Origin of the sequence: Flavobacterium sp. (assembly GCF_004211145.1) — a bacterium.
In the GTDB taxonomy this organism is placed as follows: Bacteria; Bacteroidota; Bacteroidia; order Flavobacteriales; family Flavobacteriaceae; genus Flavobacterium.
The window spans coordinates 1-5,891 of record NZ_SEBS01000066.1 but is presented as its reverse complement, the minus strand read 5'-3'; the positions used below and the strand labels follow the sequence as shown (position 1 = coordinate 5,891).

At 50.7% G+C, this 5,891-nt stretch carries 1 protein-coding gene; it reads left to right on the top strand.

All coding sequences use genetic code 11. The features are described 5' to 3' along the window. Positions 1-51 precede the first annotated feature (51 nt). The coding region (locus EOO50_RS17420; protein WP_290841561.1) for a choice-of-anchor L domain-containing protein at positions 52-5,891 on the top strand (5,840 nt) is incomplete at its 3' end.

The following is a 5,891-nucleotide window of genomic DNA, read 5'->3' as shown; positions in this document are numbered from 1 at the left end:
AATTTGAGGTTCAAACTACTAATTTTTTATTAACAACCAAATTTCAACTACATGAAAAAAATTACATTATTGCTTGTAATGTTGCTCGTAGGTTTGTCTGGTTTTTCACAAGGCTTTGTGGAGAATTTCGACGATCCCGCAGTAGTGGCTCCACCAGGCGATGGTACTTGGCCGCTCCCCAGCGGAACCTGGCGTATCTTTGACAACGGCATTGGGACCATCAATTGGAGTCTAAACGTTCCGGCCACATCATTTCCGGCGAACACGGCTCCAAATGCCGCGTTCATCAACCGCCAGAACATCGGAGCCAACCAAACCTCGATTGATTACCTCGTCTCTACGGTGTCAGAAGTTCCGGCGAATCCACAACTTCGATTCAACACCAGAACGACCGTAGCGGGAAATAACTTCACGGTTTTTGAAGTCCGAATCGCACCGGGAACGTCCGATCCGACAAACCCCGCGAGTTATACGACATTGCTTCAAACCTGGAACGATGATGCGCTCACGATTCCATTTGACCAATACGGTGAGAAAGTCATCGACCTCGATCCTGCTTTGACAGGATCTACTATTTATATCGCGTTCGTAAAGATTTACACGCAGCCTACCGGCGGTATCAACGGTGAGCGTTGGCTTATCGACGATGTCCGATTTATCGAGGCTTGCCAGGATGCCGACATCGAAACGCTTTCTGCAACTTCTACAGCTACCGATGCGACCCTTACTTGGGACGGATTGGGCGGAAACGCATGGGAAGTCCATGTTTTGCCGACGGCCGACACATTCAACCCGACTGCGGGAACGCCTTTCTCGGTAACGGGAACCGCTACGACAACTGTTACCGCAACTACACAGGGAACGGTAATTGGCGCGTTTACACCTTTGACTTGTTATAAGTTTTATGTCCGATCGGTCTGTGAATTTTCCACGGGCGAATGGGTCGGGCCTTTTGAATTCTGTACGCAAGCCTTACCGCCCGAATGTGGTGGAAATTATGTAGATGACGGAGGAATCGATGATGATTATCCTGCCGATTCGGCTTCGGTCATCACTATTTGTCCCGACGATGCGAACCCTGACGATATCGTTACGGTAACCTTCACGGCTTTCAACACTGAAACCGGATGGGACGGCATGTATGTTTATGATGGAAATTCTGTCAACGCTCCACTTATACCAAGCGAGAATGAATCGGGATTCAATGGTGACCTCGATACGCCGGGAGCTTATTGGGGTAACGAAATACCTGGCCCGTTTGAAGCATCGAGCGCAGACGGATGCCTTACCTTCCAATTCTTCAGTGACGGTGTCTTCCAGTTTGACGGATGGGCTGCCAACGTAACCTGCGGACCGCCGCCAACTTGCCCGAAACCAACCGGATTGACAGCAACCGTCGCAACCGATGAGTCGGTGACGTTGAGCTGGGATTACGCCGGGCCTCCGGGTGCAACTTTCGAAATAATCGCCTTGCCTGAAAATGCTGCTGCTCCAACGGCAGGCAGCGTGGGAATTCCGGCAACGGGTGGTTCGCCGTTCGTGTATCCGAACCTTCCATCGGCAACTTGTTTCGACTTTTATGTCCGCGCACATTGTTCGGACACCGACACCAGTACTTGGAGTGTCGTCGAAACATTCTGTACGCAAGTTACGCCGCCGGAATGTGGTGGAAACTATGTCGATGAAGGCGGATTGACACAAAACTATCCGAACAACTCAAACTCGATCGTTACGATTTGTCCTGACGCAGCCAATCCAGATTATATCGTCACGGTAACGTTTACGACGTTCAGCACCGAGACGAACTGGGATGGTTTATATGTATTCGATGGAAACTCCACGAATGCGCCGATGATTGCGAGTGAAAACCCAGCGAACAACGTACCGTTCGGGGAACCGGGATCATATTGGGGTAATACTATCCCTGGTCCGTTTGAAGCTACGAACGCTGACGGATGTCTTACATTCCTATTCAGTAGCGACGGGTCAGTCAATCTGCCTGGATGGGTTGCAAACGTTACTTGCGGTCCGCCGCCGACATGTCCTAAAGTTACTGCGCTGACAGTTGGTACGCCGACTGATGACGCGGTCAATGTTTCCTGGACTCCTGTGGGAACTGAAACGTCATGGCAGGTTTATGCGGTTCCGTGTAACTCACCAGCTCCGACAGTAACCACACCGGATTTTACTTTGGCAACTACGAACAGTATTTTGCTTGAAGGTCTTGATTCGGCCACTTGTTACGATATTTATGTCATTGCAGTTTGTTCACCCACCGATGCCAGCGCACCAGCCGGTCCAAAAGACGTCACAACTCAAGTTGCGCCACCGGTTTGTGGTGGTAACTTCGTCGATGAAGGCGGTCCTGCCAACTATCCGAACAGTTCGAACTCTATCGTGACTATTTGTCCTGAGGATGCAAATCCTGATTATATCGTTACGGTGACGTTTACACAATTCCAAACAGAAACAAACTGGGATGCGCTTTATGTGTTCGATGGTGCCAATACCGACGCGCCGCAAATCGCGACCAATAACCCGGCAGGAAACGTTCCTGCGCAATTGCCTGGAGGTTTTTGGGGAAGTACGATTCCTGGCCCGTTCACGTCGTCAAGCCCTGATGGCTGTTTGACGTTCTGGTTCAGCAGCGATACGTCGGTCAACCAGGCCGGATGGCTTGCGAACGTAACGTGTAACCCGCCGCCAACTTGTCCGCGCCCTTGGGGTGTCGAGATACTTGACGCGACCGAGACTACGGCTTCAGTTGAATGGACCGAAGTCGGTTCGGCAACACAATGGCAGGTTCTAGTATTGCCTCAAGGTTCTGATGTTCCTACGGCATCTACTCCTGGATGGCAGACGGCAAACGCTCACCCATTCGAATACGGTCCGCTTCCATCGGGCGCGCAATTGGTAGCTTATGTGCGTGCGGTTTGTAGCAGCACCGACATCAGCGACTGGTCGAACCCGGCTAGTTTCAACACCGATATCGCAAATGACGAATGTGCCACTGCGATCAACGTACCTGTAAATCCGGACGCTCAATGTGGGCAGACCGTTGCGGGAACGCTAATAGGCGCGACTGGCTCGGCTCTACCAACGCAATGCGTCGGAACTGCCGATGACGACGTTTGGTTTATGTTCACAGCAACAAACACATCTCATTATGTATCGTTGCTTAACATTACCGGTTCGACAACATTCCTCACACATGCGATCTACACAGGAGGCTGTGACGGATTGACGCTCGTCGAATGTACTGATGGCAACCAAACGATCCTCAACGGCTTGACTGTTGGGCAGGTTTATTACATCCGAGTTTACACTTGGACGTCAACTGGTAACCAGACTTCATCGTTTGATGTTTGCGTCGGCACTATTCCACCGCCGATCAGCACGAGCGAAACTGATTTCACGACTCAGGAACTCATCACGAACGTATTGATCAATACAAATTGTGCTACGGTAGAAAATATCACGACGATTACGGGAACGAATTTCGGTTCGGTGAACGGAATCGGATATTTCAACAAAAACGGTTCGACTTTCCCATTTGAGGAAGGTGTGATCATGAGTACCGGAAATATTCTGAACGCTCCCGGCCCGAACGACGTCGTTCTTAGCGACGGTCCTTTTGCAGGATGGCCTGGTGATACGGATTTGGAAGACATCATTTTTGACGCTACGGGAGTTCCGATGGAATCGAACAACGCGACAATTATGGAATTCGACTTCGTGCCGATCACTCCGACAATCAGTTTCGACTTTATCTTCGCATCTGAGGAATACGGAACATTCCAATGTTCTTACTCGGATTCATTCGCGTTCTTGCTCACCGACCTTACCGATGCGACGCCGCCGACGAACTTAGCGGTGTTGCCGAGTACGACGATTCCGGTATCGGTCGTTACGATCAGGGATCAAGCTTATAATGCAGGTTGTAATTCGCAAAACCCACAATATTTCGACGAGTATTACGAATTGCCTGAAGGTATCGATCCGCTCGCGGCACCGATCAACTTTAACGGGGTAACGGTTCCGCTTACGGCGACTTCAACTGTAATTCCGGGTCATAACTATCATATTAAGTTGGTAATCGCCGACAGATTGGACAACGCGTTCGACTCGGCCGTATTCCTCAAGAAAGGAAGTTTCAACTTCGGAAACATCGAATTGGGAGCCGATTTCCTTGAAGCCGATGGAACTGCGCTTTGCGACGGTGTTGCCTACACGCTTTCAAGCGGTTTGGATGCTGTCGATTATACATTCGTTTGGATGCATGGAGACGACGTTCTTCCTGAGACGACTCCATCTATCGTGGTTACCGAGCCTGGAGATTACACCGTTACGGCTACGTTCCAGAATTCTACGTGTAGCGCGACCGATACGGTTACGATCGAGTACTATCCGCCAATCTTGCCGAACACGCCTGCCAACTTGGTGGAATGTAGCAATTTGCAGTTCGCGGAATTCGTATTGAGCGATGCCAACGCTGAAATCCTTGGTTCCATGAACCCTGCCGATTACACGATAACGTATTACGCGACGATGGAAGAAGCGACTACAGGAGTAGGCACGCCTCTACCTAATAATTACACGAATACAACGCCTAACACGCAAGTAGTTTACGCTCACGTAGAAAACGAAGCGGGTTGTTTTGGTGTTGTAACACTTACGCTTACCGTTCAGGATTTGGCTCCGCAATTCACGGTTACGCCTGATTTCGCGATGTGTTCGGGCGATACTGGAACGATTACCGTAACTCCAGGAAATTTCGATCCTGCTGCGGTAACGTATAGCTGGACACTTGACGGAGGAGCGCCTTTCGCAACAACCCAAACCATTACGGTTACAGCTGGCGGTACATATGTCGTCACTGTGAACAATGCGGGATGTACTGCGACGGGAACAACTATCGTAACAATCACACCTACGCCGATAACTGATGCGCCTGCCGATGTTACGGCTTGCGACAGCTACGTCTTGCCTGCATTTGTAAACAGCGATAACCAGTATTGGACAGGTCCGAATTGTACAGGAATTGCACTTGCTGTAGGAGCAACCATTTCAGATACGCAGATCATCTACGTGTGTTCCAATAACGGAACTTGTTCAGGACCGACAAATCAATTTGAGGTAACGATAAACGATACGCCTGTACTTGGATCTTTCCAAAACCTTCAGGAATGTAGCAGTGTCACGCTTCCGACGCTTACCATAGGTAATTATTACACTGATCCGAATGGAGTTGGCCTGATCACTGACCTTACGTTCGATACGCCTGGAACTTACACAGTTTACGTGTACGCCGAGACAGGTACGACACCGAATTGCGTAGCGGCCACGAATCCATCATTTACGGTTACTGTATTGCCTGGCTTTACGGTTCCTGAATTGGATGACGCGACGGCCTGCGATAGCGGCTTCGAACTTGAACCGTTGTCTTCAGGAAACTATTTCACAGGTCCGAACGGCACGGGAACGCCATACATCGCGGGTGATATCATTACTCAAACAACTTTGATGTATGTATACGCCGATGATGGAAATGGAAACTGTCCGGCGCAATCTGATTTCAACATCACTATTTCTCCTGATCCCCAGTTCACGATCACCGGCGGCTGCCAGGGCAACGCCTACGTGCTGACGTCGGAGCCGGTTGCGGGATCTTTCGACCCTGCCACTGCGGTCTACTCGTGGACGAGTTCCAACGGTACGATCGTCTCGGGCGGTGACACCGCGGCGGCCACGGTCTCCGGGGCGGGCACCTATACGCTCACGGTGAGCGTCTCGGGCTGCAGCGGCGATGAGCCTTTCGTGGCCACGACCACGAGCTGCACGATCCAGAAGGGTATCTCTGCCAACGGTGACGGCGCCAACGACTACTTCGA